Below are 24,106 nucleotides of genomic sequence, written 5' to 3' on the forward strand. Positions count from 1 at the left end.
TGCGTGTACGTGCCCTTCACGCAGCGAAACAATCCCGGCCCGCGGGGGGCAAGGGTCGGCCCCCTGCCCAGCCCGCTTGTCTCATGCGGGCGCGGCCCCTGTCAATATTCGTTGCAAATGCGATGACCCTCTCAGGCCGAATAGCGCGTGGCCCCCCGCCGCCGCTCGTCCAGTGGCTCGGCCATGACCAAAGCATGATGGGCGCGCTGATCGCATTGGCTGCGCGGGCAGATCCGGCAATTGATCCCGATCTCGGTCACGGGCGCGCCGGCGGCGGTCAGCGTATCGGCATAGCCGATGGCCGCCGCATGATCGACCGCACACCCCATGGCGACGGCCAGCCGCACATCTTGCGTATGGCGTGCGAAACTCGGCCGGTCGACCGTGCGCGAGAACACCATGAACCGGCTCTGGTCGGGCATCTCCACCAATTGCGGCACGATCCGCCCCGGCGTACGAAACGACATATGCACCTCCAGCCGCGGACAGGCCCCGCCATGTTCGGCCAGGTGGAAATCGGTCGAATTGAACCGCTTCGTGACATTCCCCGCCTTGTCGATGCGCAGGAAAAAGAACGGAACCCCCTGCGCGCCCCGCCGTTGCAGGGTCGTGGCCCGGTGGCAGGCCTGTTCGAAACTGACCCCGAAGCGTGTGGCCAGATGGTCGAAATCGTAGCGCGACGCCAGCGCCTCGGCCAAAAACGGGCCATAGGGCATCAACACGGCGGCGGCGAAATAATTCGCCAATTCCACCCGGCAGCGCGCCCGGTCATGCGCATCGGCCAGACCCGCCTCCGACAGGAGCGCGTCGAAAATATCGCGCTCTTCGATCAATCCCGCCACATGCACCAGCTGGAACACCCGGTTGGGATGGTCCAGGGCTTCTGATAGAAGAATGAGCCGCCGCCCCTCGTCATATTCCCGCAAGGTGCGCGGCATCTCGGCCACCGGCACCAATTGCACCCGCAAGCCCAACCGCGCCATCAGCCGCTGCTTGAGGCTCGCATAGACATCATCCGTCGCAGGCGCCGCTCCGTCCCAAAACGCCTCTGCCGCCTGTTCCAGCGCCGGAAAGTGATTCCTGTTCTTGCGAAAGAAGTCGTGAACCGCCTCCTCGGGCGAGGCTTGCAGCAAGGCCCGCGCCCCGTCGCCCGCCTCCACCACGCTCATCAACTGGTCGGTCGTGGCCAACCACGACCGATGCAACCGCAGAAAACAGGCCGCCAGATCCGGCGCATGGCTCAGCGCCGCGCGCATCTGCGCCAGATCGGGCCGCTCCCCGTCGAACAAGGGATCGGCCAGCGCCGCGCGCAGATCGGCCAGATGCGCGGTATCCTCGTCATCGGCCAGATCGCGCCAATCGACGCCATAGGTCTCGAACAGCTTCAACAGGACCGGAACCGAAACCGACCTTTCGTTCTTTTCCAACAGGTTGACATAGGATGTCGAAATCCCCAGCGCCTTGCCCATCTGGGCCTGCGTCTGGCCATGATCGACGCGCAACCGCCGCAGCCTCGGACCGATGAAGGTTTTCATGCCGTTGTATACCGTGGATTTTACAAGTTCACGGAAATCATAACATGTAAATTCTCGCATTCACAGCAGGACCCGGAAGCTTTTTGAAACCGGCCGGGCCGAAGGCATGGTCTTCCCACATCCCGCATGGAGGAAGTCCGGATGCCCAGCCGCCAGCGCCACCTTGGCCCGTATGTGACCACCCAGCCAACAGGTCACTGTGCCGAAATCCGCATTTTCCCCTGCGCCACAGGAACCGCCTGGCAAGCCATCCTCGCCACGGCCCTCACCCCCCGTGACAGGGTTGTGGTGCTGGGCAGCGACGGGGCCGCGCGGGCCTGGGGCCAGATCGCCCATCAGGCCGGTCTCAGGGTCGAACTGCTCGAAACCCCGACCCCCAAGACCATCGCCCGCCGCATCGGCGCGGATCGTTTCGGAATGCTCAAGGCCGTGCTTGTGGTGGCGGACCATGTGGACCCCCATGTGGTGCGCGCAGCCCTCGACACCGCCTTCCACGACGCGCTCCTCCTTGTCGATGCAAGCAAAGCACCTGCCCCCGATCTGGCCGGGGCCCATGCCGATATCGTCCTGACCGATCCGCGCGCGGGCCTCGCCCGCCTCGCCGCCGAATAACCCCGCTCCAAGGACCCCGCACATGTCCCACACGCTCCACCCCCTCCGCCGCCAGCGCCTGCAGCGTTCGGAACTGGCCGTTCCCGCCTCCAACCCCACGATGATCGACAAGGCCGCGACCTCCGCCGCCGATTACGTCTTTCTCGACCTCGAAGATGCCGTGGCACCCCCCGAAAAGACGCAGGCCCGCAAGAATGCGATCGAGGCGCTCAACGACATCGACTGGGCCGGCTTGGGCAAGACCGTCTCGGTCCGCATCAACGGGCTCGACACCCATTACATGTATCGCGACGTGGTCGACGTGATGGAACAGGCGGGCGACCGGGTCCACACGCTCCTCGTGCCCAAGGTCGGCGTGCCCGCCGATCTCTACATGGTCGAGGCACTGGTCAACCAGATCGAACAGGGCACTGGCGTTGAAACCCGCGTGGGGATCGAGGCGCTGATCGAAACAGCGCTCGGCATGGCCAATGTGGAGGCCATCGCCCAATTCGGCGGGCGGCTCGAGGCGCTCCATTTCGGCGTCGCCGATTACGCGGCCTCCATGCGCGCGCGCACCACCAATATCGGCGGGCTCAACCCCGATTACCCCGGCGATCAATGGCATGCTTCGATCACGCGCATGGTCATCGCCTGCCGCGCCTATGGCTTGCGCGCCATCGACGGACCTTTCGGCGATTTCTCCGACCCCGACGGCTATGTCGCCGGTGCCCGCCGCGCCGCCGCCCTTGGCTGCGAGGGCAAATGGGCCATCCACCCCAGCCAGGTCGCCATGGCCAACGAGGTGTTCAGCCCCCCCGAGGCCGAGGTGACCAAGGCCCGCCGCATCATCGCGGAACTCAAGGCCGCCGAGGCGCAGGGCAAGGGCGCCGCCAGCCTCGACGGCAAGATGATCGACGCCGCCTCCGAGAAGATGGCGAAAAACGTGATCGACATGGCCGAAGCCATCGCCGCCCGCGCCCCCCTCGCCGCCGAATGACCCGGCCCCGTCCCCCAAACCACCCATCCCCCGCTGCCCCGTAGGGTGGGCAATCTGCCCACCACCCCCGCCCACCACCCCGGCCCACCCCCGCCAACCACCCGCCCAGAAAGGACCTCGCCCATGGACATCCACGAACATCAGGCCAAATCCATCCTGTCCGATTTCGGCGTCCCCGTGCCGCGCGGCCATCTCGCCTTCAGCCCCGAACAGGCCGCCCATGCCAGCCGTCAACTCGGCGGCCCCTGCGTGGTCAAGGCGCAGATCCATTCCGGCGGGCGCGGGGCCGCAGGCGGCGTGCGGCTCTGCCAGACCGAGGGTGAGGTGCGCAGCTTCGCCGCCTCCCTCCTTGGCAAGACCCTCGTGACGAAACAGACAGGCGCGACAGGCAAGATCGTCGAACGCCTCTGGATCGAGGAAGCCACCGACATCGCGCAGGAAATCTACCTCGGCTTCGTCCTCGACCGGAAATCCGAGCGCATCATGATCGTCGCCTCCGGCCACGGCGGGATGGAGATCGAGGATCTGGCGGAATCCGATCCCGACAGCCTCGTGCGCATGGTCATCGACCCCGCCGCAGGCCTTGTCGATTACCAGGCCCGCGAACTGGCCTTCCGCCTCGGCCTTTCGGGCAAGCAGATCGGCCAATTCGTCACCACCTTGCGCGCCTGCTACCGCGCCTATCGCGATCTCGACGCGATGATGGTCGAAATCAACCCGCTCGCCATCACGGGCGCGGGCGATCTGGTCGCGCTAGACGCGAAAATGTCCTTCGACACCAACGCCCTCTACCGCCGCCCCACGGTCGCAGCGCTGCGCGATCCGGGGCAGGAAGACCCGCGCGAGGCAAGCGCCCATGACAACGGTCTGGCCTATGTCGGCCTCGACGGCGACATAGGCTGCATCATCAACGGCGCAGGCCTCGCCATGGCCACGATGGACATGATCAAGCTCGCGGGCGGCGCGCCCGCCAATTTCCTCGACATCGGCGGCGGCGCCTCGCCCGAACGGGTCGTCACCGCCTTTCGCACCGTCCTGACCGATCCCAATGTCGGCGTGATCCTCGTCAACATCTTCGCGGGCATCAACCGCTGCGACTGGATCGCCAAGGGCGTCGTGCAAGCCTACCAGGAGGTCGGCCTGACCCTTCCCGTCATCGTCCGCCTCTCGGGCACGAACGTCGAGGAAGGGCGCGAGATCATCCGCCAATCCGGCCTGCCCCTCCTCTCCGCCGACACGCTGGCCGAGGCCGCCAGACTGGCCGTCCGCGCCCGTCCCACCCCCCTTGCCGCCGAATAAGGACCCCAGACCATGGCCATTCTGATCACCAGGGATACCCGCGTCATCATCCAGGGCATGTCCGGCCGCATCGGCCAATTCCATGCCGAGGAGATGATCGCCTATGGCACGAATGTCGTGGGCGGCGTCACGCCGGGCAAGGGCGGCGAAACGCTTCTCGGCCGCCCGCTGTTCAACACCGTCCGCGAGGCGGTGGAGGCGACGGGCGCCGATGCCTCCCTCCTCTTCGTGCCCCCCGCCTTCGCCGCCGACGCGATGATGGAGGCCGCCGATGCGGGCATCAAAACCGCCGTCTGCGTCACCGATGGCCTGCCCGCCCAGGACATGATGAAGGTCAAACGCTTCCTCAAACGCTACCCGCGCGAGCGCAAGATGCGCCTCATCGGCCCCAATTGCGCAGGGATGATCAGCCCCGGCATCGGCTTCATGGGCATCATGCCGCCCCATATCTACAAACAGGGCCGCGTCGGCATCGTGGGCCGCTCGGGTACGCTCGGCTACGAGGCCGCCTCCCAGATGTCGGCCCTCGGCATCGGCGTCTCGTCTTCCATCGGCATCGGGGGCGATCCGATCAACGGCTCCTCCTTCCGCGACATCCTCGAGCTGTTCGAGAATGACGAGGACACAGATGCCGTGATCATGATCGGCGAAATCGGCGGCCCGCAGGAGGCGGAGGCCGCACAATTCGTCCGCGACCACATGACAAAACCGGTCGCGGCCTATGTCGCGGGCCTCTCCGCCCCCAAGGGCCGCAAGATGGGCCATGCGGGCGCGATCATCTCGGCCTTTGGCGAAAGCGCGCAGGAAAAGGTCGAAATCTTGCAAGATGCGGGGATCATGGTCGCGCCCAACCCCTCCTCCATGGGCGACACCGTGGCCCGGATGCTCGGCCACAAGGTGGCGGCATGAGCCGCGTGGAATCCTTCGCCATGGCGACCCTGCGCGACGCCGAGGATTGGATCGGCCGGACCGAGGAACGCTGGGGCTGCCTGACGCCGGAACTGGCGGGCATGATGTCGGCGGCGGTCTCCCATCCCCTGTCCCTGCCGCGCGACACGCGGCGGGGCGGGCTTCTGCCCCGGCTCTGGCATTGGGCGGCCTTCCCCGAATTCGTGCCGCTCGCCCAACTGGGTCAGGACGGCCACCCCGAACTGGGGGATTTCCTGCCGCCCCTGGCCTTTCGCCGCCGCATGTGGGCGGCGGGCGCGCTGACCTTTCACGGCTCCCTGCGCATCGGGGAACGGCTCCGCCGCAAATCCACCATCCGCTCCGTCACGCCCAAATCGGGGGCCACGGGCGACATGGTCTTCGTCACCGTCGACCACCAGGTCGAAGGCGAAACCGGCAGTTTCGTCGAGGAACGGCAAGATATCGTCTACCTCCATATCCCCGAGGTCTTCACGCCCCCCAAACGCCTCCCCGAACTGGAAAATCCCGATTTCGACGAAACCGTGGCCATCACCGAGGCGCGGCTCTTCCGCTTTTCGGCGGCCACCTTCAACGCCCATCGCATCCATTACGACCTGCCCTATGCACAACAGGTCGAAAAATACCCCGCCCTCGTCACCCATGGGCCGATGCAGGCGATCATGCTGATGGAAACGGCCAAGCGCCACACCGGCGTGCCGCCCAGGCGCTTCAGCTTCCGGGGGGTCCATCCGATGTTCCACAACCACGACCTGCGCCTGCAGGGCAAGCTTGCCCCCAATGGCAAGACCATGGAACTCGGCACCGCCACGCCCGAGGGCTATCTTGGCATGACCGCACAGGCGGAGTGGGATTGATGGGCGTTCTCAACGGTATGCGCGTCGTCGAATCCTCCGCCTTCGTAGCCGTGCCGCTGGCGGGCATGACTTTGGCGCAGATGGGGGCCGAGGTGATCCGCTTCGACCTGCCTACGGGCGGCATGGATGCGACCCGCTGGCCCATCGCGCCGAACGGCCAAAGCCTGTTCTGGGCGGGCATGAACAAGGGCAAACGCTCCATCGCCATCGACGTGAAAACGCCGCGCGGGCGCGAAATCGCGCAGGAAATCATCTGCGCCCCGGGCGACGACGCGGGGCTTTTCATCACCAATCTCGCAACGCCCGGCTGGACCGATCACGCGACCCTTGCCGCTCGCCGCGCCGATCTGGTCTCGGTCACGCTGCGCGGCGACCGCCACGGGCGGCCCGCCGTCGATTACACCGTCAATCCCGCCGTGGGCTTTCCCATGGCCACCGGCCCTGAGGGATCGACCGACCCGGTGGCCCATGCGCTGCCCGCATGGGATGCCATCGCGGGCGGGCTCGTCGTCTCGGGACTTCTCGCCGCTGAACGCCACAGGCTCCGCCACGGCACGGGCCAGGCCGTCGATCTGACGCTGAAAGACGTGGCCGCGGCCATGCTCGGCCATCTGGGCATCATCGCCGAACACGCGCTGACAGGCCAAACCCGGGGGCGCGCGGGCAACAGCCTTTACGGGGCCTATGGTCAGGATTTCCAATGCGCCGACGGCAGGCGCGTCATGGTCATCGGCCTGACCGCGCGGCAATGGCAGAACCTCCTCAAGGTCACCGGGCTGTCCGAACCCATGGCAGCGCTCGCCACGGCCCTCGGCGCCGATTTCCGGGACGAGGGCGCGCGCTGGCACGCCCGCCACGCGATCACCGCGATCCTTTCCCCGTGGTTCGCCGCCCGCAGTGTCGCCGATTTCGCCGAAAGCTTCGACCGCGCAGGCGTCACATGGTCCGAATTCCGCAGCTTTTCCCAAGCGATCGAGGAAGACCCCGACCTGTCGCCCGACAACCCGATCTTTTCGCAGATCGACCAACCGGGCCTTGGCCGCTTCCTCGTCCCCGGCACGCCCTTCGGCTTTTCCGGTCACGAGCGCGAAACCGTCACCCCCGCGCCGCTTCTGGGCCAACACACGGAAGCCGTGCTTGCCGATGTCGCGCGCCTGCCCGACCACGAGATCGCTGAGCTGTTCGATCAGGGCATCGTCACCCAACCGGGGCGGGAGGCGCTCCGCCGCGCCTCCTGAGCCTCACGTCACAGCCTGCCGCGCGCGGTATTCGGGACGGTCCCACAACCTGTCCCGGATGACCTCCTCGAGGATAGAGGCCGCGCGGATCACCTCGTCTTCCGAGACGTAAAGCGGGGTAAAGCCGAACCGCATGATATCGGGCGCGCGGAAATCCCCGATCACATCCCGCGCAATCAACGCCTGCATCGCGGCATAGCCCTGCTCGAACCGGAACGACACCTGGCTGCCCCGCATCGCGGCATCGCGCGGGCTCGCCAGCACCAGCTCCGGGCAGCGCGCCTCCACCTCCGCGATAAAGGTCTCGCACAAGGCGACCGAGGCCGCGCGGAGCGCCGCCATCTCCACGCCCTCCCAGACCTCCAGCGCCGCTTCCAGCGCGGTCATCTGCAAGACAGGCGGCGTGCCCACCCGCATCCGCGCCACCCCGGGGCCGGGCCGATAATCCAGATCGAAGGCAAAGGGCGCTTCATGCCCCAACCATCCCGCCAGCGCGGGCCGGACCCTATCGGCCAGATCGGGCCGGACATAGATGAAGGCCGGCGCGCCGGGACCGCCGTTGAGATACTTGTAGCTGCAGCCCACCGCGAATTCCGCGCCGCATCCCGCCAGATCGACCGGCACCGCGCCCGCGCTATGGGCCAGGTCCCAGATCACCACCGCGCCAACCGCATGCGCGCGCGCCGTGATCGCCGCCATGTCATGCATCCGGCCGGTGCGGTAATCGACCTGCGTCAGCATCACCACCGCGACCTCTTCGGTGATCGCATCGGCGACATCTTCGGGCTCGACCAGCCGCAACTCGTGGCCTTGATCCAGATGGGTTAACAAACCCTTTGCGATGTAGAGGTCCGTTGGGAAATTCCCAAGATCTGACAGGATCTGTTTACGTTTCGGTGAGATTTGGAGCGCCGCCGATAACGCCTGGTAAACCTTGATCGACAGCGTGTCGCCCATCACCACGCTGCCCTCAGGCGCCCCGATCAGCCGCCCGACCGCATCGCCAACCCGGGCCGGCTGCGCCATCCACCCGTCAAGGTTCCACCCCTTGATCAGATGCGCGCCCCATTCCTCCGTCACCGCCCGCGCCAGCCGCGCCGGAACCGATTTCGGCAATGGCCCCAAGGAGTTGCCGTCCAGATAGATCATCCCCTCGGGGATATCGAACAGATGTTTGCGCAAGATCGTCATAGCTGCCCCCTGACCTGCCAAAGCTCGGGAAACAGCTCCACCTCCAGCATCCGCCGCAGATATTGCACCCCCGATGTCCCGCCCGTGCCCCGTTTGAAGCCGATGATCCGCTCCACCGTGGTCACGTGATTGAACCGCCAACGCCGAAAATAGTCTTCCAGATCAACGAGTTTCTCGGCCAGCTCGTAGAGTTCCCACTGCTCTTGCGGCGCCTCGTAGACCCGCGCCCAGGCGTCCCGGATCGCGTCCTGGGCCTGATGCGGGGCCTCCATCCGGTAATGCTCCGAAAAATCCTGCTCCATCGCCGCGCCAAGCCGGTCAAGTGCCACATGATAAAGGGATTTTTCCGCCACTTCCGCCACCAGCGCGGCATGAAGCGCGGGCCTGTGTTCATGCACCTTCAGCATCGCCATGTTGCGATTGCCCAGCATGAATTCGATGCGCCGATACTGATGTGACTGGAATCCCGAGGATTTTCCCAGATCGTCGCGAAAGGCCGTGTATTCGGACGGTGTCATTGTCCTGAGCACGTCCCAGGCCCCGTTCAACTGCTCGAATATCCGCGCCACCCGCGTCAACATCTTGAAAACAGGCCTTATTTCACCACCCGCAAGACCCGCGCGCGCCGCCGTCAATTCATGGATCGCAAGCCGCATCCACAATTCGCTCGTCTGGTGCTGGATGATGAACAGCATCTCGTCATGCGCATCGGACAGCGGCTTTTGCCCCTCCAGCAAGCCTTCGAGCGCAAGGTAATCGCCGTAGCTCATCTCCCGCGCATAGGACATCTGCGCGCCGTCAGAGGCGGGATCATAGGCGTCGGTCATGGCAGGGTTCCGTTGCAAATGCGATGGTTCACCCTGCCCCGAGCCTTGGCCGCGCGCAACCCGTCACGCCCCGGCCGACACGCCCACGCGCGCGCGGCGCGGCCCGACCAGACAGGCCAGTCCAAGGATCACGCCCGAGACCGTGGCGATCATGCCCGCCGCACTCACGGAATTGGCGAAACCCAACCAGATCGGCCCGTAACCCGCGAGAACATAACCCAAAATCGCCGACAGGATCGCAAAGCCAAGCGACCACCAGACCTGCGCCGACAGGCTGTCGGTCATCAACCGCGCGGCGGCGGGCGGGCAGATGAACATCGCGATCACGATGATCGATCCGACCGCATCAAAGGCCGCGACCGCCGCCACCGCCGCCGTCACGACCAGCCCCAGGGAGATGGCCGAGACCGGCAAGCCGATGGCGCGCGCAAAGCCTTCGTCAAAGGTCGACAGCTTCAGGGGACGCCAGAAAACCCAGGTCAGACAGCCGATCAACGCCGCAACCACGGCCATGCGCGGCAATTCCGGCGGCAGGCCCGCCAAGGCCACGGGATCGAAAAGGCTCCCCCATCCCTCGGCCCTGAGCCAGATCAGCGTTTCCAGATTGCCCATCAGCGCATGTTCGACATCGAGATGCACGCCGCTTGTGTCCGATTGCTCCAACAGCAGCACGCCACCGGCAAAAAGCGATGTGAAAACAACACCCATCGCCGCCCCCGGCTCGATCCCGCCCAGACGGCGGATCGCCTCGATCAGCACGACCGCGACCAGCGCGGCCATCCCCGCCCCCATGAGCATGGGAAAGGCCGCAACCGTGCCCGTGACCAGAAAGGCCACCACGATCCCGGGCAAAACCACATGCGAAATCGCATCCCCGATCAGCGCCTGCCGCCGCAGGATCAGGAAATTCCCCGGCAGCGCGCAGGCGACAGAGGCCAGAACCCCGATCAGGATCGGCGCGAGGGAAAACTGAACGAATTCAGCCCCCATGACCTAGCCCGCCACCGGCTGCGGCGGCCCCAGCCGCGCGTCGAAATCGGCGATCTGGTCGGCGGTGAACACCTCTTCGATGGGCGTCAGACCGTCGTAGCGCCCGGTCAGGCTCGTATCCTGGTGGACACGCCGCGCCACGTCCCAGCGGCGTTCATCCCGCGCGATCTTGGCCGCAAGCGCCCTGCCCTTGTCGGTGGCGACCCCATCGGCGCGGATCACCCCTTCGGCCCGCAGGATGCGCAGGGTCAGGGGATCATGGATCGGCTCGCCCCTGACCAGCGCCAAGAGCCCCTGCCGACGATGCACCCGCGCCTGGAACCGGCGATGGGCCAAGCCCGCCGCCAGAACACCCCGCGCGGGCGCAAGGATCAGGGAGAGCGCGAAAAAACCCGCCGCGATCAGCACGATGATCGGCCCGGTCGGCAGGTCGGGTGCCGAGGCCGACAGCGCGGCACCGACAAAGCCCGACAGGCCCCCGATGGCCCCCGCCGTCCACAGCACGAGCTCTACCCGATTGGTCCAGAACCGCGCGGTGACCGCTGGAATGATCAAAAGCGCCACGATCAGGATCAGCCCCACCAGCTTCAGCCCGATCACGGTCACGGCCATGACCAGCGCCATCATGGCCAGATCGATCCGCCGCGTATCGACACCCATGGTTGCCGCATACCCCGCATCGAAACTGACAAGCGTCATGGGGCGGCGCAACATCCAGATCAGCGCCACCACCAGCGCGCCGCCGATGGCGATGATCTGCGCATCCTGCATCAGCATGCCCGCGGTCGAGCCCAGAAGAAAATCCTCAAGCCCTGCCTGCCGCCCGCGATCCAGCGTCTGGATCACGGTCAACAGCACGACGCCAAAGCCGAAAAAGACCGACAGAACCGCCCCGATGGCGGCATCCTCGGCCAGACGCGTGCGGCGTGCGATCCAGTCGACCAGCAGCAATCCGACCCAGGCACTGATGGCCGAGCCGACGAGGAGACCAAGAAGGCTCCGCCCCTCGCCGCCCAGTGCCACCATGACCAGAAAGGCGATGCCGACACCGGGCAATGTCGCATGGGCCACCGCATCGGACACGAGCGCGCGCTTGCGCAGGAACAAAAAGGTTCCCGCAGTCCCCGCGGCAAACCCCAAAAGCGCCGCCCCGATGGCGACAAGGGCCGCGTTGTAGCCCGCCTGCAGCGTCAGCGCGTCAAGGAAAGCCGCCATGCCTCAGCCCGTGGTCAGGGCAAGATCGGCAAGCTGCGTCGCGGCCAGCCGCCCGCCATAGGTTTCGGCCAGCGCTGCGGGGGTAAAGGTCGTGGCGACCGGCCCCTCGGCCATGGCGCGGACATTCACAAGAAACACATGGTCGAAATAGGCCGTCACCGTCGACAGGTCGTGATGCACCGCGATGACGGATTTCCCCTGCGCCTTGAGGTCTTTCAGCACGTCGATGATGGCGCGCTCGGTCGCGGCATCCACGCCTGCAAAGGGCTCGTCGAGCAGGTAAAGATCAGCCTCCTGCGCAAGGGCGCGGGCCAGGAACACGCGTTGCTGCTGGCCGCCCGACAATTGCCCGATCTGGCGGTCGGCGAACCCCTCCATCCCCACGCGGGCAAGCGCCCCTGTCGCAAGCGCCCGCTCGGCGCGGCTCACGCGACCGAACAGGCCCAGCTTGCGGTATCGGCCCATCAGCACGACATCGAGAACCGTGGTGGGAAAATCCCAATCGACACTGGCGCGCTGCGGCACATAGGCGATGCGGTCGCGCGCGGCCTCCATCGGCTGGCCAAAGACCGTGACCTGCCCCGAGACACGCGCAATCAGGCCGAGAGAAGCCTTGAGCAGCGTGGATTTCCCCGCGCCGTTCGGGCCGATGATGGCCGACATCGCCCCCGCCGGAAAGGTCGCATCGACCGAGAAAAGCGCAGGCTTTTCGCCATAGCTGACCGTCAGGCCGCGCAGGGCAAGCGGGCTGGAGGGATCGCCCCCCCGGCCCGTCGCCTGCCCATCCGTTGCCGCGAGTGTCAGCGTTTCGCCCATGTCTCCCCTCAATTCATCGCCAGTTCGTCGATCCGGCCCCGTTCGGGGGCCTGACCGCCAAGGGCGCGCGCAATCGTCGTGACATTGTGGTCGATCATCCCAAGATAGGTGCCCTCGTAAGTGCCGGGCGCGCCCATCGCGTCGGAATAGAGCTCGCCACCGATCACCACCTCGTGGCCCTGCGCGGCCGCCCCTTCGATGAGCGCGCGGATGTTGCGGTCAGAGACAGAGCTTTCCACGAAAACCGCGCGGATGTCGCGGGCAACCAGCATGTCGACCAATTCGCTGATGCGCTGCAAGCCTGCCTCGCTTTCCGTGGAAATGCCCTGGATGCCCACGACCTCGAACCCATAAGCCGCGCCAAAATAGTTGAACGCGTCATGGGCCGTCACCAGAACCCGGCTGTCGGCGGGGATGGAGGCCAGAACGGATTGCGAATAAACGGCGAGCTCGGACAGCTCGGCCAGATGCGCCGCCGCATTGGCGGTGAAGACGTCGGCCTGTTCGGGCGCGGTTTCGATCATCGCATCGCGGGTCGCCATGACCACGCGCGACCAGAGATTGGGGTTCATCCAGACATGGGGGTCGAACCGGCCCTCGTACTCCTCCGACCCGATCAGCTGGGTGTCGGGGATCGCCTCGGCCACGGCGACGACGGGCCGGGTTTCGCCCAGTTCCAAGAGAAACTCCTCCAGCTGCGCCTCGAGGTAGAGTCCATTCCAAAGAACCAGATCGGCCTGCGCGGTGGCCACGATGTCGCTGCGCGTCTGACGATAGGAATGGGGATCGACGCCCGGCCCCATCAGCGCGGTGACGGAGACAAGATCACCGCCCACAGACCGGGCGGCATCGGCGATCATGCCGGTGGTGGCGATGACGTTCAGGCGATCTTGTGCCGCTGCCGGCGTGGCGAGGGCCGCGGCAGCTGCAAGCGCGAAAAGAACACGTCGGGTCAACATCGGGTATCCCTGTAACCTGTCCGCGCGACCGGGCGCGGTCCGTGCCGTCACGTTGGGATATTGCGACGCATTCGCAGAAAGTCAAGGAAGTTGCGACTTAGTCGCAAGAAAGACTTGAACCCGCGCCCTCAATCCTCGCGCAGGCTCAGGCCGCTTTCGCTGTCGAAAAGATGGATATCCCCCGCCTCTCCGCCGACGCGGATGGTCTCGCCCATGGCGATCCGGGTCTGGCCCGGGCTATGGACGGTGACAGGCGCGCCGGTCGCGGTCGCGCCATAGACATAGCTTTCGCCGCCCAGTTGCTCGACCGAGCGCACATGAACCGTGACCGGCCCATCCTCGGCCACGCGCAAATGGTTGGGGCGGATGCCCAGCGTCACCCTTTCCCCCGCGACCTGCGCAAAGCCCGCATCGGGCAGGCGCAGCATCTCGCCGGTATCCAGATGCAACAGCGTCCGGTCGCCGGGGTCGACCTGGCCGGTCAGGAAATTCATCTTGGGGCTGCCGATGAAACCCGCCACGAACAGGTTCGCGGGCCGGTTGTACAGGTCCAGCGGCCGTCCGAATTGTTCCAGCTTTCCAAGCCGCAGGACCGCGATCTTGTCGGCCATGGTCATCGCCTCGACCTGGTCATGGGTGACATAGATCATCGTGTTGCCCAGACGGCGGTGCAGCGCCGCGATCTCGCCCCGCATGTCGACGCGCAATTCCGCGTCAAGGTTCGACAGCGGCTCGTCGAACAGGAACACCCGCGGTTCGCGCACGACGGCCCGCCCGATGGCCACCCGTTGGCGCTGCCCGCCCGACAGATCCTTGGGGCGGCGGTCGAGAAGCTGCTCGATCTGCAGCATGCGGGCCACCTCGCCCACCTTGGCGGCGATCTCGGCCTTGGGCGTGTTGATGTTCTCGAGGCCAAAGGACAGGTTCTGGCGCACGGTCATATGCGGGTAAAGCGCGTAGGATTGAAACACCATCGCGAGCCCCCGGTCGGCGGCGGGGATGTCGTTGACCACCTCGCCCCCGATGGCGATATCCCCGCCCGAGATCTCCTCGAGCCCCGAGATCATGCGCAACAACGTGGATTTCCCGCAGCCCGACGGCCCGACAAAAACGCAAAATTCGCCATGCGCGATGGACAGGTCGATGCCCTTGATCACCTCGGCTGCGCCATAGACCTTGCGCACGTCCCTCAGTTCGATGGCCGCCATGATCTACTTCCCTCCCGTCGCGTGCCGATGCGCGGCTGTCATTTGCCACCCGTCGAGGCGATGCCCGTGGCGATGTATTTCTGCAAGAACATGAAGACCATGGCGATGGGCAGAAGCGTCAGCACCGTCATCGCCAGAAGCGAGGACCATTGCGTCTGCAACTCGCCCTGGAACGAATTGAGCGCGAGCTGCAGGGTGAAATTCTCCGACTGGGTCAGCACGATCAGCGGCCAGAGAAAATCGTTCCAGCGCCACATGATGGCAAGGATCGCCAGAACCGCGATGGCGGGCGCCGAAAGCGGCAAGATGATGCGCCAATAGATCTTCCATTCCGATGCCTTGTCCATCCGCGCAGCATCCAGGATCTCGTCGGGAATGGTCAGCATGTATTGGCGGAGCAAGAAGACCCCCGTGGGGGTCGCAGCCCCCGGAATGATCACGCCCCACAGCGAATTGAACATGCCCAGTTCCGTCACGATCAGGAACAAGGGCACCAGAACCACGGTCTGCGGGATCATCAGCGTGCCGATGACCAGAAGCAGCACCAATGTCCGCCCCCGGAACTGGTACTTCGACAGCGCAAAGGCCGCCATCGAATTGGTCAAAAGCATGATCAGCGTGGCCGTGACCGTGATGAAGGTCGAATTCCAGAAATAGAGCAGGAAATTGAACCGCCCGAACAGGTCGCGGTAATTCTCGGTCGCGAGCGTGAAGCGTTCGACCGGCACCCGGTCGGCGATGTCGATGGTCAGCCGCGTCTCGGGATCGGCAGGGTCCACCATCTGCGCGCGCAGGCCCACGCGGCGCAGCTGGGCAAGGATCTTGCCCTCATGCTCGCCCCCGGTGATCTCGAAGAGCGGCAGGGGGTCGGTGTGACCCTCCAGCGTGATGGTCTGCTGCTGATAGGGCAGAAAGGTGGGCGGGTAGCGTTGCAGGTCGGCCTCGGTCTTGAAGCTCGACAGGACGAGCCACACGACCGGGAAGAACATCAGGAAGACGCCAAGGAAAAGGTAGCCGTAGCTCGCCCAATCGGTCCAGTGCAACCGCGCGCCGCCCCGCGTGGCGGTGAGAAAGGCGAGGGTCCGGCTCATGGTCTTTGCCCCCGCGCCGGAAAACGCGCGTTTTCCGGGCGGGAAAACTGCAGTTTTCCCACCCGTTTTGCTGCAGCAAAACGCCCGCTTCTGCAGATCGTCACATCACCCATCCGCCGACCTCCGGTTGAGCCAGAGCTGCACCAGCGTCAGCACCACCAGAACCCCTGCCACCAGAAGCGAGGCCGCGGCCGCCAAACCGAACAGGCGCGGCGCCCCGGCGAACCCTTCCTCGTAGATATACTGGATGATGAAGGTCGTGGCCGTCCCCGGCCCGCCCCCGGTAAAGGCATAGACCTCGTCGAAGGTCTGCACGCCCTTGATCAGCGCCAGCACCAGCACGACCAGCATCGTGGGCGACAACAGCGGCAGCGTGATGCGCCGGAACACCCGCCAAGGCGAAGCGCGGTCCATCGTCGCCGCCTCGTAGACATCGCGCGGGATCGCCTGCAATCCGGCCAGCAGGATCAGCGTATAAAACCCCATATGCGCCCAGACCGACAGAAACACCGACCAGCCGAACGCCCAATCCGCATCGACCAACCAGTTGTAGCCGCCCACCCCCGTCCAATCGAGAAAGGCGTTCAACACCCCCTCGCGCTGCAAGATCCATTTCCAGATCAGCGCCACGACCACGGGCGACAGAAGAACGGGGAAAAAGAACACCGCCCGGAAAAAGCCCCGCGCGCGGATCTCGCGGTTCAGGACAATGGCGGTCAGAAGCGAAAAGCCCACCATGATGCCGACCTGCAGCGTCACGAACCACGCGGTGTTCCAGACCGCGCGCCAGAACTTGTCCTCGCGGCAGGAATTGGGGTCAAGGTAGCTCGCACAATCGCCAAGCGTCACGAAATTGCGCGCGCCCACATAGGGGCGGTCGGCCAAAAGCACGTTGTCCCCGCCCGTCGCCGCATAGGCGATGTTCAAGATGACGGGGAGAAAGGCGAAAAGTCCGAAGAGGACAAGATTGGGCAAGAGAAACACCCAAGCCAGCCGGTTGATCCCCAACAGCCGCTGCAAGAACAGCATGGGGATTTCCACCAGCCGCATCACGGGTGAAATCAGCCGTAGCGCCAGCCCATCGCGGGAGGCACCGCTATCTCGTCCATGGGTCGGGGCGGGCGCGTTTGCGCCCTGCCCCGTTGTCTCGGCCATGGGTCAGCGGCTCTCGGCCATGGCGGCAGCCAGATCCTCGCCCATGCGCGCCACCGCATCCTCGACGCTCAGCTCGCCCACGATGGCCTGGCTCAGACGCTCGACCGTGATCCCAAACATGGCCCGGTTCCCGGCATAGCCCTGGTAGGCAAAGGCGATGGGCGAGACATTGGCCAGATCGCCCGCAAAGGCGTTGAGCGCCGCTTGTGCCGCGGGCGATGCGCCCTCGAACTCGACGCCCGCCGCTGCCACGCCCAGATGCGCGGGCAGGTTGCGGGTGCGCGCCGCGACTTCGGCATAGACGTCTTCCTGCGCGAGGAAGTCGATCACGGCTGCCACGATCTCGGGGTTCTGGGACTGCTCGAAGCCCACGATGCCCGCACCGCCCGGCATGCCCGAACACGCGCCTGCCGGACCGCAGGGGCTGCCCACGACCTGCCAATCGAAGAGATCACCGACCTGGCTGTCCATCCGGCCAACCTGCCAGCTGCCCGAATAGTAGAACACGAGCTGGCCGTTGATGAATTCCTGCGCCGCGTCCTGGTAGGTCGCGCCACCCTGGCTGGCCCAGACGTCGCGGGCGAAGGTGCCATCCTCGTTCCAGCCGACGAAAGCCGCGGCAAAGGGTTCGAAGCCTGCGAAGCTGCCATTGCCCTCAGCATCGAAATACTGCGCGCCATAGCTGATCGCGGGGCCCGCCACGCGGTGGCCCGAACGGTCGATCGCCATCGGGAAGGGGGTGCCGGTCGCCTCGGCCACGGCGCGGGATGCGGCCGCCCAATCTTCCCAGGTCGCGCCATCGCCCGGCATCTCGATCCCGGCCTGCTCAAAGAGCGTGGCATTGGCGAAAGCGCCCGTGATGGTCAGCTGGCTGTGCAACCCGTAGTAGCCCTGACGGTCACCCACGCGGTACCAATCCAGCGTCCCGCCAAAGCTCGCGTCCCAATAGCCCGTGTCGATATGGGGCGTGAGGTCGAGGTAATACTGGTTCAGACCGCCCAGATCGGTGACCTTGGCGATGTCGGGGCCGGTGCCTGCGGCCAACTGCACGGGCAGGTTTTCGAGGATCGCCTGGTAGGGCACCACGTCGACGATCACGTCCACGCCGGGGTTCGCGGCCTCGAACCGGGTCAGGACATCGTCATAGACCTCGCATTCATTGCCGTCGGAATAGCACATGAACCGGATTTCCTGCGCCATGGCAGGGGCCGCCAGCCCCAGCACCAGTGCCGTGGTGCCAAGCAGTTTCAGTTGGGTCATTCTTTATCCTCCCTGATGTGAATGATCCTGTTGGTCATCTTGGGTCGTTCTCCGCCAGCCCCGCCGCGCCCGTTTCGGGCATCTCTCCGGGAAGCCAGCCGTGATAGAACTCTGCGTCAGGCGGCAGGGGAAGCGCAACCTCCCTCGCGTCGCGCGCCGCTGCGTAAACCGCCGTCACAAGCTCGATGGACCGCCGACCGCAGGTCAGGGTCACCTCGCGCCCCGGCGCGCCGTCGAGCGCATCGGCAATCGCCTCGAGATAGCCTGCAAAACCCGATCTCGGCTTGGGCAATCCTGCCAGAACGGCATCGACGCTTGGCTGGTCCGCCGGGTCGCGGGCGGTGAAACTCCATGCGCCATCGGCGGGCGCATAGGGCAGATCGCCCGAGGTCGCGGTCAGATGCTCAAAGACAAGGCGCAGCCGCGTCTTGTCGCCCGCCGCCCCCAACGTGACCGAGGATGTGGCCAGCGCGCCCGTCTCGAACCGGATGAGGATGGCCGCGCAATCCTCCGTCTCGATGGGATTGATGCGGGTGGCCACCTGGGCACTGACGCCTGCGGGCGCGCCGAAATAGCGACACAACAGATCGTGGTTGTGGATCGCATGGCCCAGAACCGCGCCGCCGCGTTCCCCCGCCCATGTGCCCCGCCACGGCACGGCGTAATAGCTGGCCCCCCGGTTCCAGTGGGTTTCGAGCGCGGCAACCTGCGGCTTGCCCACCAAGCCCTCCGCGATCAGCGCATCAAGCGCCGCCGTCCCCGGCCCGTAACGATACTGGAACACCGGGAACAGGCGCCGGCCCGAGGCAGCCTCCGCCGCCGCCAGCAGGTCGCAGTCGGCCAGCGAGGGCGCGATGGGTTTTTCGAGGATAACATGCTTGCCCGCCTGCAGGGCCTGAAGCGCAATGGGCACATGCAGATGCGGCGGCAGGCAGATGTCGACCAGATCGATGGCGGGATCGGCCAAGGCCTCGGCAATATCCGCGCCGATCCTGATGTCGCTATCGCCCCCCGCAATCTCGACCGCGCGCCCGATGTCGAGATCGACAAGACGGCGCACGGCGAACCGCGCGGCCAGGGCGCGATAGCCCGCCAGATGCTCGCGCCCGATGCCTGCCCCGATGATGGCCACCCCGATCATGCGCGCGACCCCGGTTTGCCCTCGGCCATGGCCTGCGCGGTCAGCGCCAACTCCATCACGGTAAAGGCATGGGCCTGCGGCATGGCGGTTTCGGTCCGGTCGCGGATATCGGCGATGAGCCGCGCGAAATAGGGCATCCCCGCGCCGCTCGCATCGATCCTTTCGCAGCGCGTGCCATTGACGAGGATCAGGTGATCGGTGCCGTCCTGCCCCACATCGACATATTTGCGCAGCTCGATATAGCCCTCGGTGCCAAGGATGGTCAGCCGCCCGTCGCCCCATGTGGGCAGGGCATCGGGCGTGAACCAATCGACCCGGATATAGCCATGGCCGCGGTCGGAGCGCAGCGCGATCTCTCCGAAATCCTGAAGGCCGGGATCGCCCGGATGGGCAAGGTTCGCGGCGGTGGCCAGCGTGATCTCGGCCCCGGTCGAGCCCGTGAAGAACAGGAACTGGTCGATCTGGTGGCTGGCGATATCGGTCAGGATGCCGCCATAGGCGTCGCGGTCGAAAAACCATGCAGGCCGGGTCGCCCGATTGAGGCGATGCGGCCCAAGCCCCACGGTCTGGATCACCCGCCCGATGGCCCCCTCGGCCACCAGTTCGGCGGCTTTCGTCACGCTGGGCACCTCGAACCGTTCCGAGAAATCCACCGACCAGATGCGGCCGGTCCGCGCCTGAACTGCCCGCAGCTCGGCCAATTGCGCATGCGTCGTGCAGCCGGGCTTGTCGGTCATCACATCCTTGCCCGCCTCCATCGCGCGCACGGCCCAAGCCGCCCGATCGCGCGGGATGCAGGAAATGCAGATCAAGGCGATCTCGGGGTCATCGAGCAGCACCTGGGCCTCGGCCACGCGGGGCACGTCGGGAAAGCGCTTGATGAATCCGTCAAGCGGCTCGGGATCGCCATCGGTCCACCAGCCGACGAATTCCGCCCCCTCGGCCATGAGGTTCGCGGCCATCCCGAAGATGTGGCGGTGATCGATGCCGATGGCGGCGAATTTCATAGGGCAACCTCGGTGGTCTGGCCCGTCCGGGCCGATTGGGTGATGGCATCGATCAGGTCATGAACGGGCAAGGCCGCGCGTCCCGTCACCATCGGATCGCGGCCATGGCGGATGGCATCGGCGAAATCCTCGATCACGGCCTGATGCCAGGCATGGGTAAAGGCCATGGGATCGGCCCCGCCGCCTGTCGTGGCAGGCTCTCCATGGGTTTCGATGCGCCCGTCGCGGTGCCGAACGGTCAGAACGCCGGCCTCCAGATGCAGGCTCGCATGGTCGAAATGCAGCGTGATCCGCTCTGCCCCACCCGGAAAACTCGCGGTGGAGGCGACAAGGCTTCCCACGGCCCCATTGGCAAAGCGCAGGCCCGCAGTGGCGAAATCCTCGGCCTCCATCCGGTGGAACCGGGTCGTGGCCGTCATCGCCTGCACCGCTGTCACCGGCCCCGCCAGCGACAGCGCCAGATCGAGCGTATGGATCGCCTGGCTGATCAACACGCCGCCACCGTCGCGTGCATAGGTGCCCCGCCCCGGCTCGTCGTAATAGGATTGATCGCGCCACCACGGCACCGCGATCTCGACCAGACCCAGCGCGCCCAGATCGCCCCCCGCCACCAGACGCGCCGCCGCGCGCGATGCCGCGCGCATCCGGTGCTGGAACACGATGCCCAGCATGACCCCGGCAGCGGCGCATTGATCCACCACCTGCCGCGCCTCCGTCCCCGAACGGGCCACGGGTTTTTCCATCAAGATGGGCTTGCCCGCCGCCACAAGCGGATCGATCAGCCCGACCCGACCGTCGGGCGGCGTGAGCACGATGGCGAAATCCAGGGTGGGATCGGCGGCAACCTCGGCCAGATCGTGATAGACCGCCGCGTCATGCTGTGCCGCCAATGGCTCCGCGCGTTGGGGATTGCGCGACCAGATGCCGTGCAGGCGCAGACCCGGAGCATCGCGCAAGGCGGCGGCATGGGTCGCGGCCACCATGCCCGCCCCGATCAGCACGGCATTCAGCACCCTGTCCGGCGCGGTTCTGGCCATCTCTCCCCCCGATCTGCGGGGCCACCCTGAGGCCCGGATCGCGGCGTTGTCAAGGGACCGGTATACCGGTATACGGATTGATACACCCACTCGAGGCCGCCATGCCCGACACTGCCACGCCCGATCCCCTCGCCCGCCTGAGCGTGCAGCCGGTGGATCCCGCGCGCCCCGTGGCCGACCAGATCCACGGAGGGCTCAAGACGGCAATCCTGCAAGGCATCCTGCCGCCCGGTTGCCTTTTGTCCGAGACCGAGGTGGGCCAACGCTTCGGCGCGAGCCGCACACCCGTGCGCGACGCCTTCACCCGGCTGCGGGAGGACGGATTGATCGTCACCTGGCCCTCGCGCGGCAGCTATGTCGCGGCCATTTCCGAGGGCGCGGTGAGACAGGCGCAATTCCTGCGCGAGGCGCTGGAACTCGCCCATGTGGCGCGGCTTTGCGAGATCGGCCTTTCGCCCCGGATGCAGGCGATGCTGACCGAAAACATCGATGCACAGGCCCGCGCGGCCGCGGCGCGCGACATGGACAGGTTTCAAAGCCTCGATGATGGCTTCCATGTCGCGCTGGCACAGGCCACGGGCTATGAAAGGGCCGAGACGCTCCTGGTGCGCGAGAAATCGGCGCTGGACCGGCTGCGCATCCTCTCGCTCTCGGACGGGGACCATATCGCGCGCCTGCTGGACCAACACCAAGACATCCTCTCGTCCATCCTCGCCCGCGACACGCAGGCCGCCCTTGCCGCGATGCGTGCCCATCTGCGCGTCGTCCTCACCACGCTTGCCGATCTCAAGTCGCGTCACGCCGCCCTCTTCGACGACGCGCCCGGATCGAATTGACACCATGCGCCGCGCGCCGCAGGGTCGCGCCGGACCAAACGACTGGGAGTATCCGACATGGCCGACCAACCGATTGCGCTTGTAACGGGCGGGGCGCAGGGCATCGGGCTTGCCTGCGCCGAAGCGCTGGCCGCCGACGGCTTTCGCGTGATGCTGGCCGATGTGAAGGACAGCGTCCATGACGCGGCCAAGGGCATCGGCGGGCGCGGCTTTGTCTGCGACGTGGCCGATGCCGACGCGCTCATCGCGCTCTTCGACACGATCGAGGCCGAGGAAGGCCCGGTCGCAGCCCTGGTCAACAATGCGGGCATCGCCAAACCGGGCGATTTCCTGAGCTACAGCCTCGCGGATTTCGACGCGGTCATCGGTCTGAACCTGCGCAGCGTCTTTGCCGCGACCCAGCGCGCGGCGGGCGGCATGATCAAGGCGGGCATCAAGGGGGCCATCGTCAACATGTCCTCGATCAACGCGGTGGTGGCGATCCCTGCGATCCCGGCCTATTGCGCCTCCAAGGGCGGGGTGCAGCAATTGACCAAGGCCTCGGCGCTGGCGCTGGCGCCCCATGGCATCCGCGTCAACGCGGTCGGCCCCGGCTCCATCGATACCGAGATGATGACCGGCGTGAATGCCTCGCCCGAGGCGCTGGCCCGCGTCCTGTCGCGCACCCCCATCGGTCGGGTCGGCACCGCGCGCGAAATAGGGGACGTGGTGGCCTTTCTCTGCTCGCAGAAAGCCAGCTACGTGACGGGTGAGACGATCTATGTCGATGGCGGGCGGCTGGGCCTCAACTACACGGTCTGAGCGCGCCCGCGCGCAAAGGCGGCCATGACGCGGACCGTCGTCATGGCCCCGATCCACATGGCAAAGACGGCCAGCAGGGCGGTGGTCGACATGACCGCCCCGCCCGAGACACCCGCGCCCACCGCGCAACCCCCGGCCAGCATCGCGCCGAACCCCATAAGGACAGCCCCGACCAGGTAGCGCTCCATCGGCGTATCGGCCCCGAAGCGTTCCAGCCGGAATTCACCGAAGGCCAGTGCCGCCGCGCCCGCCCCCACGAAGACGCCCGGTACCAGCCCGATGCCAAAGGACAGGGCGACAGAGCGTTCCGTCACCAGCGCCATCAACGTGTCGGTGGCAGGCCCCGTAAAGGTCACGGAAGACACGGCCACGATCTCGAAACTGTTGGCTGCGATCAAGGCGGTCAGCGCCCAGCCCATGGTCACGGCCAGCCCCACGAAGCCCGCGCCGATGACGACACCCGCGCCAAGCCCACGCCGCAGCCCCAGCACCAGCGCGCCTGTCAGCGCCAGACCCGCCAGCACCATGGCCGCCCCCGACCCCAGACCCAGCCCGTCCAGCAGGTTCCGCCCTGCCCCGCCCGGCACCGTCCACAGCGCCGTCAACGCCTCCCGCGCGGGTGCAAGCACCCCGGTGAAGGAGGCCTGCGCCACCAAGGTCACCACCAGGCCCGTCACCAGCGCGCGCAGGTTCCCCGTGGCCGACAGGACCAGCAACCGCGACGCGCAGCCGCGTGCCAGCACCATCCCCACACCGAACATCACGCCGCCGATCACCGCACCCGAGACCGAGCCTTCGGCCGCCAATTGCCGGGTGGAGGAGACTTCGAAGAGACCCAGCGCAATGCCCCCCTGCGTCAGCATCAGCGCGGTGAAAAAGACGATCAGCCAGATGGCAAGCTTCGGCCCGAACGTGCCTTCCGCCACTTCGACGGTTGCCGCGCGCAGGCAAAACCGCGACCGCTGGGCGGCCCAGCCAAATACAAGACCCGTCAGCGCCCCGGCCAAGGCCAGCACCAAGGGATCGCCAAAGGTCATCAAAAGCGTTTCAAACATGGCCCGCGTCCTTGAACTGGCACAGCTCTAGCGTGGTCGCAGCCGCGCATGCGTTGACCTGCATCAAGCC

Annotated in this window: 23 protein-coding genes; 8 read left to right on the plus strand and 15 right to left on the minus strand. The window is 66.2% G+C overall.

Features of this window, described 5'->3' with window-relative positions; translation table 11 throughout:
* Nucleotides 1-131: 131 nt before the first annotated feature.
* Nucleotides 132-1,535 (minus strand): helix-turn-helix domain-containing protein, encoded by a 1,404-nt coding sequence (locus AABA51_RS08590; RefSeq protein WP_338271347.1) that lies wholly within the window; start codon nucleotides 1,533-1,535, stop codon nucleotides 132-134.
* Nucleotides 1,536-1,676: 141 nt separating this feature from the next.
* Between AABA51_RS08590 and AABA51_RS08595 the strand changes: the two genes are divergently transcribed.
* From AABA51_RS08595 to AABA51_RS08620, 6 genes are all read left to right on the plus strand, one after another.
* Nucleotides 1,677-2,147, plus strand: coding sequence for a hypothetical protein (locus AABA51_RS08595; RefSeq protein ID WP_338271348.1), 471 nt, complete (start codon nucleotides 1,677-1,679; stop codon nucleotides 2,145-2,147).
* Nucleotides 2,148-2,169: 22 nt separating this feature from the next.
* Complete coding sequence (locus tag AABA51_RS08600) at nucleotides 2,170-3,126, plus strand: HpcH/HpaI aldolase/citrate lyase family protein (protein WP_338271349.1); 957 nt, start codon at nucleotides 2,170-2,172, stop codon at nucleotides 3,124-3,126.
* A 123-nt stretch (nucleotides 3,127-3,249) separates the two neighbouring features.
* Nucleotides 3,250-4,425, plus strand: a complete 1,176-nt coding sequence (locus AABA51_RS08605; RefSeq protein ID WP_338271350.1) for a malate--CoA ligase subunit beta — start codon at nucleotides 3,250-3,252, stop codon at nucleotides 4,423-4,425.
* Nucleotides 4,426-4,437: 12 nt separating this feature from the next.
* On the plus strand, nucleotides 4,438-5,334 hold the full coding sequence (gene sucD / locus AABA51_RS08610; RefSeq protein ID WP_338271351.1) for a succinate--CoA ligase subunit alpha: 897 nt from the start codon (nucleotides 4,438-4,440) through the stop codon (nucleotides 5,332-5,334).
* Nucleotides 5,331-6,209: an FAS1-like dehydratase domain-containing protein gene (locus AABA51_RS08615; RefSeq protein ID WP_338271352.1), complete on the plus strand. Its 879-nt coding sequence runs from the start codon at nucleotides 5,331-5,333 to the stop codon at nucleotides 6,207-6,209. The genes sucD and AABA51_RS08615 overlap by 4 nt, the downstream gene beginning before the upstream one ends.
* The gene (locus AABA51_RS08620) at nucleotides 6,209-7,447 is read left to right on the plus strand and encodes a CoA transferase (protein ID WP_425328799.1); all 1,239 of its coding nucleotides are present in this window, start codon (nucleotides 6,209-6,211) and stop codon (nucleotides 7,445-7,447) included. The genes AABA51_RS08615 and AABA51_RS08620 overlap by 1 nt, the downstream gene beginning before the upstream one ends.
* 3 nt (nucleotides 7,448-7,450) lie before the next feature.
* Here the strand turns inward: AABA51_RS08620 and kynU are convergent, their stop codons facing one another.
* The 13 genes from kynU to AABA51_RS08685 form a co-directional block, all read right to left on the minus strand.
* Nucleotides 7,451-8,638 (minus strand): kynureninase, encoded by a 1,188-nt coding sequence (kynU, locus tag AABA51_RS08625; RefSeq protein WP_338271354.1) that lies wholly within the window; start codon nucleotides 8,636-8,638, stop codon nucleotides 7,451-7,453.
* Nucleotides 8,635-9,465, minus strand: coding sequence for a tryptophan 2,3-dioxygenase (locus AABA51_RS08630; protein WP_338271355.1), 831 nt, complete (start codon nucleotides 9,463-9,465; stop codon nucleotides 8,635-8,637). The genes kynU and AABA51_RS08630 overlap by 4 nt, the downstream gene beginning before the upstream one ends.
* 63 nt (nucleotides 9,466-9,528) lie before the next feature.
* Complete coding sequence (locus AABA51_RS08635; RefSeq protein WP_338271356.1) at nucleotides 9,529-10,455, minus strand: metal ABC transporter permease; 927 nt, start codon at nucleotides 10,453-10,455, stop codon at nucleotides 9,529-9,531.
* Nucleotides 10,456-10,458: 3 nt separating this feature from the next.
* Nucleotides 10,459-11,670, minus strand: a complete 1,212-nt coding sequence (locus tag AABA51_RS08640; protein ID WP_338271357.1) for a metal ABC transporter permease — start codon at nucleotides 11,668-11,670, stop codon at nucleotides 10,459-10,461.
* Between the two features lie 3 nt (nucleotides 11,671-11,673).
* On the minus strand, nucleotides 11,674-12,486 hold the full coding sequence (locus tag AABA51_RS08645; RefSeq protein ID WP_338271358.1) for a metal ABC transporter ATP-binding protein: 813 nt from the start codon (nucleotides 12,484-12,486) through the stop codon (nucleotides 11,674-11,676).
* 8 nt (nucleotides 12,487-12,494) lie between these two features.
* A complete protein-coding gene (locus AABA51_RS08650; protein ID WP_338271359.1) occupies nucleotides 12,495-13,445 on the minus strand; it encodes a metal ABC transporter solute-binding protein, Zn/Mn family in 951 nt (316 codons plus the stop codon).
* Nucleotides 13,446-13,573: 128 nt separating this feature from the next.
* On the minus strand, nucleotides 13,574-14,653 hold the full coding sequence (locus AABA51_RS08655; RefSeq protein WP_338271360.1) for an ABC transporter ATP-binding protein: 1,080 nt from the start codon (nucleotides 14,651-14,653) through the stop codon (nucleotides 13,574-13,576).
* A 38-nt stretch (nucleotides 14,654-14,691) separates the two neighbouring features.
* Nucleotides 14,692-15,744 carry a carbohydrate ABC transporter permease gene (locus AABA51_RS08660; RefSeq protein ID WP_338271361.1) on the minus strand — a complete coding sequence of 351 codons (1,053 nt, stop codon included), beginning with the start codon at nucleotides 15,742-15,744 and terminating at the stop codon, nucleotides 14,692-14,694.
* A 105-nt stretch (nucleotides 15,745-15,849) separates the two neighbouring features.
* The gene (locus tag AABA51_RS08665; RefSeq protein ID WP_338271362.1) at nucleotides 15,850-16,899 is read right to left on the minus strand and encodes a carbohydrate ABC transporter permease; all 1,050 of its coding nucleotides are present in this window, start codon (nucleotides 16,897-16,899) and stop codon (nucleotides 15,850-15,852) included.
* 3 nt (nucleotides 16,900-16,902) lie between these two features.
* Nucleotides 16,903-18,159, minus strand: coding sequence for an ABC transporter substrate-binding protein (locus AABA51_RS08670; protein WP_338271363.1), 1,257 nt, complete (start codon nucleotides 18,157-18,159; stop codon nucleotides 16,903-16,905).
* A gap of 34 nt (nucleotides 18,160-18,193) precedes the next feature.
* Complete coding sequence (locus AABA51_RS08675; RefSeq protein WP_338271364.1) at nucleotides 18,194-19,300, minus strand: Gfo/Idh/MocA family protein; 1,107 nt, start codon at nucleotides 19,298-19,300, stop codon at nucleotides 18,194-18,196.
* Complete coding sequence (locus tag AABA51_RS08680) at nucleotides 19,297-20,307, minus strand: Gfo/Idh/MocA family protein (protein ID WP_338271365.1); 1,011 nt, start codon at nucleotides 20,305-20,307, stop codon at nucleotides 19,297-19,299. Before AABA51_RS08680 ends, AABA51_RS08675 begins: the two co-directional genes overlap by 4 nt.
* Nucleotides 20,304-21,344, minus strand: coding sequence for a Gfo/Idh/MocA family protein (locus AABA51_RS08685; RefSeq protein ID WP_338271366.1), 1,041 nt, complete (start codon nucleotides 21,342-21,344; stop codon nucleotides 20,304-20,306). Before AABA51_RS08685 ends, AABA51_RS08680 begins: the two co-directional genes overlap by 4 nt.
* A gap of 101 nt (nucleotides 21,345-21,445) precedes the next feature.
* On the opposite strand from AABA51_RS08685, the gene AABA51_RS08690 reads away from it, so the two are divergent.
* Both AABA51_RS08690 and AABA51_RS08695 read left to right on the plus strand, forming a co-directional pair.
* A complete protein-coding gene (locus AABA51_RS08690) occupies nucleotides 21,446-22,180 on the plus strand; it encodes a GntR family transcriptional regulator (RefSeq protein ID WP_338271367.1) in 735 nt (244 codons plus the stop codon).
* A gap of 57 nt (nucleotides 22,181-22,237) precedes the next feature.
* Complete coding sequence (locus AABA51_RS08695) at nucleotides 22,238-22,981, plus strand: SDR family NAD(P)-dependent oxidoreductase (RefSeq protein ID WP_338271368.1); 744 nt, start codon at nucleotides 22,238-22,240, stop codon at nucleotides 22,979-22,981.
* Here the strand turns inward: AABA51_RS08695 and AABA51_RS08700 are convergent.
* Nucleotides 22,969-24,036, minus strand: a complete 1,068-nt coding sequence (locus AABA51_RS08700; RefSeq protein WP_338271369.1) for a YeeE/YedE family protein — start codon at nucleotides 24,034-24,036, stop codon at nucleotides 22,969-22,971. The two genes, AABA51_RS08695 and AABA51_RS08700, sit on opposite strands and share 13 nt — an antisense overlap.
* Between the last annotated feature and the right edge of the window lie 70 nt (nucleotides 24,037-24,106).

The organism is Roseicyclus marinus, assembly GCF_036322625.1.
GTDB classification, from domain to species: Bacteria; Pseudomonadota; Alphaproteobacteria; order Rhodobacterales; family Rhodobacteraceae; genus Roseicyclus; species Roseicyclus marinus_A.